Here is a 3,207-nt window from a genome sequence, read left to right as displayed (position 1 = left end):
CGCAGCCGCTGCTGCGGATCGGCGTGGTGGTCTATCTGTGCGTGCCGGGCATCTTTACGGGCGTCAACCTCGTTGCGTCGCTCTATCTGCAGAACGCGCTCGGATTGAGCGCCGCGCATGCCGGCGCGCTGATGCTGCCATGGGCGATCGCGGCATTCTTCGCGATCGCGACGACGCGCCGCTGCTTTCCGCGCCACGGCGCGAAGCCGTTGTTCGCGTGCGGCATCGCGATCGATTGCGTCGGCATCGCCCTGCTCGCGACGCCGTGGGCCAGCGTCGAAGCCGTGCGCATCGCGGCATTCGTGGCGATGGGGTTCGGCGCGAGCCTGTGCACGAGCACGTCGCAAAGCGCGGCGTTCGTCGATGTGCCGGCCGACCGGATGGGCGACGCGAGTGCGCTGTGGAACATCAACCGCCAGTTGAGCTTTTGCGTCGGCGTGGCCGTGCTCGGCAGCGCACTCAATGCGTTGCTGGCGTTCGACGCGGGCGGCCCGTCGCTCGCGCCGTACCGCTGGTGCTTCGGGCTGGCGGCCGTGCTGACGTTGCTGCCGCTCGGCCTGATCGCGCGGCTTCCCGCGCACCCTGCGCCGGCCGCGCAACCCGTTTCATCCCATTCCTGAGAACCTGAGAGCCTTATGACTTTGCCGAATCCGTATTTCAAGGAAGTCGTCGATACCGTTGCCGACATCGAGTGCTGGTTGTCCGGCCGTGCTGCTCCCGAGCGGCTCGCGGCGCTGATGGCGCGTTTCTCGCCGGGATTTTCGATGATCGCGATGTCGGGCGCGGTGCTCGATTACGCGGGCGTCGATGCGCTGTTTTCACACGGGCACGGCGCGCGTCCCGGGCTGGCGATCGACATCGACGAGTTGCGCGGGCTGGCCGTGTGGTCCGATGGCGCGACGATCGGCTATCGCGAAACGCAGACCGATGCGCAGGGGCGGCGCACGGTGCGGCGTTCGACGGCCGTATTCCGGCGCGAGGCGGATGGCCTGATCGTGTGGCGCCATCTGCACGAGACGCCGGTCGTCGCGTGAAGGGGGCGTCCGCCGCCGCGCACGAAGCGGCGCGGACGCCGGGCCGGCGTTACTTGTCCAGCTCCGGATAGTGCCGGAAGATGCCCATGTCGTTGAACGGAATGCGGCGTTCCGATTCGAGATAGTGCGCGACGGGCGGATGCAGTGCGACGCGGTCGTGCAGCGCGACCAGCGCCGCGATCTTCCGGTCCGCGCGCTTCATCGCTTTCGGAAACGCGTAGCGCAGGCCCTCGATCAACTGGAACATCGACAGGTCCGCATAGCTGAGTGCGTTGCCGGCGAGGTAGCCGCTCTTGTGCGGATTCTGGTCGAGTACGCGTTCGAAGTAACCGAGGAATTTCGGCAGCCGGTTTTCCAGGAAATCGGCTGCGCGCTCGGCGGCTTCCGCCTGCTGGTCCTCGTAGTAGAGGCCGCTTGCGATCGGGTGATGCGTGTCGTGGATCTCGGTGACGAAATCGGCGACGGTCAGCTGAAGCTGGTGCACCCACAGCCGGCCGGCTTCGTCGTCGGGCGCGAGCCCGAGCCGCGCGCCGAGAAACAGCAGGATGTTCGCGGTCTGCCCGACCACCAGGTCGCCGGCCTTCAGGAACGGCGGCGCGAACGGCACGCATTCGGCCTTCGTGCCTTCCATCATGCGCATCATTGCCGCCACGCCCATGCCGCGCCCCGATTCGCGCGCGACGTCGACATAGTCGGCTTCGGCCGCTTCGAGCGCGAGCCGCACATATTCGCCGCGGCCCTGGATCTCGGGCCAGTAATACAGTTCGTATCGCATGCTGTTTTCCCGTTCGTTGAACCGGCTGCCACAGGCATCGTGACGACCGGGCGGCCGCGTGTCGCGCGCCGCGCGCCGCGCGCCGCGCGCTGCGAATAGACAGTCTAGGCGATCGCCGGAAAAGTGCCGCGCGCATCGCGCGCTACGCGTTGCGCTCGCCGCCCTCCGGGCCGTAGAAGAACACCCAGGTCGAGAAGTCGTCGGAGAAGCCGACAAAGCGGTGCTCGGCGTGGGCCGGGACGAACAGCACATCACCGGCCGCGACCTCGCAGGCGCGTCCGTCGACGACGAAGCGCGACGTGCCGGTGGCGATCGCGTAGACCTCGTCGCGCGTATGCGGCTTCTGCTTGTCCTCGATGCGCGGCCGGTACAGCTCGACGTCGAGCGTGCCATGGTGGAACAGCGTCGTGAACAGCGTGCCTGCTTCGTCGAGGCGTGCGAGCGATTCGTTCAGGCCGAGCTTCATGGCGGTGTGCTCCGGATCCGGGTCGTGGGGACGGGGGAATGCGCGTTGCGCCATCGTAGCTCGAAATCCGGCGCGCGGCGCCCAGCGCCCGGCGACGCTCGCGAATCCCGCCGCTCGCCACCGATGAAACAACGGCCGCACGTGCTCGCCATGGATGAAACGCATTCGTCCATCGATGAAACGGCGTGACGATCGTTCGTATTCGATCGACAAGTTCACCGCGATTTAATAAACGCCCACTACGATCCCGCATCGTCAATCGACAGACGCGCAGCGATGCGATTCGAGCGTCGATCCTGCCGTCCCTCGCTCAGCTCGATCGCACGACGCGTCAGGTTGTCGTTTCCCGTGAACCCGCGATTCGCAACGCCGCGATCGGCTGCCGGCGTGGCTCGCATCATTTCGTATTTCTCATGAATCTGAATCCGTCGGCTTCATTACGCAGAAAATTCCTGGCTGCCGCGCCCGCGGTTGCCGTGGCGCCGTTGCTGAGCGCATGCGGCGGTGGCGACGATGTCACGTCGGCACCCGTCACCGATGCGGCGCTGGCCGCGCAGATGTCCGCGAAGCTCAACGCGCAGCTCGGCGACGCGGCGACGGTCAACGCGATCATGCCGGCGCTGACCGACGTCGGCTTCACGTGGGACCTGCCGACAGTGCCGGCCGCGCAGATTGGTGCGATCGTCGCGTACAGCTTCGGCAATCGCCCGAACGCGGCAAGCGGCAACACGTCGAGCACCGGCGGCAACCAGTCCGCGCTGCCCGACCCGGGGCCTGTCAACGAAGCGCTCGCGGATGCCGTGTATCGCATCCGTCAGTTGAAACCGGTGAAGGTGTACGCGCAGTGGGAGATCGCGCGCTTTCTGGTGTCGAAATACGGAATGGGCACCGACGTGCTGTCGTCGGTCGAGCCCGTAATCGCGAGCGACGGC

4 protein-coding genes and 1 pseudogene are annotated in these 3,207 nt (G+C 66.8%); 3 read left to right on the top strand and 2 right to left on the bottom strand.

The window, feature by feature from the left end:
• Together JYJ84_RS32385 and JYJ84_RS32380 are read left to right on the top strand one after the other, a co-directional pair.
• On the top strand, window positions 1–620 hold a 620-nt coding region (locus JYJ84_RS32385), incomplete at its 5' end, for an MFS transporter (protein WP_205189970.1).
• A gap of 15 nt (window positions 621–635) precedes the next feature.
• Window positions 636–1,034 carry a DUF4440 domain-containing protein gene (locus JYJ84_RS32380; RefSeq protein WP_174960857.1) on the top strand — a complete coding sequence of 133 codons (399 nt, stop codon included), beginning with the start codon at window positions 636–638 and terminating at the stop codon, window positions 1,032–1,034.
• A gap of 49 nt (window positions 1,035–1,083) precedes the next feature.
• On the opposite strand, the gene JYJ84_RS32375 is transcribed toward JYJ84_RS32380, so the two are convergent.
• A complete protein-coding gene (locus JYJ84_RS32375) occupies window positions 1,084–1,809 on the bottom strand; it encodes a glutathione S-transferase (protein ID WP_175222902.1) in 726 nt (241 codons plus the stop codon).
• 142 nt (window positions 1,810–1,951) lie between these two features.
• Window positions 1,952–2,275, bottom strand: coding sequence for a cupin domain-containing protein (locus JYJ84_RS32370; RefSeq protein ID WP_122949221.1), 324 nt, complete (start codon window positions 2,273–2,275; stop codon window positions 1,952–1,954).
• 413 nt (window positions 2,276–2,688) lie between these two features.
• On the opposite strand from JYJ84_RS32370, the pseudogene JYJ84_RS32365 reads away from it, so the two are divergent.
• Window positions 2,689–3,207 (top strand): annotated as a pseudogene (locus JYJ84_RS32365) (hypothetical protein); the annotation flags it as partial.

It is taken from the genome of Burkholderia sp. LMG 13014, from assembly GCF_905232215.1.
Lineage (GTDB): Bacteria > Pseudomonadota > Gammaproteobacteria > Burkholderiales > Burkholderiaceae > Burkholderia.
This window is presented reverse-complemented; position numbering and strand designations above follow the sequence as displayed.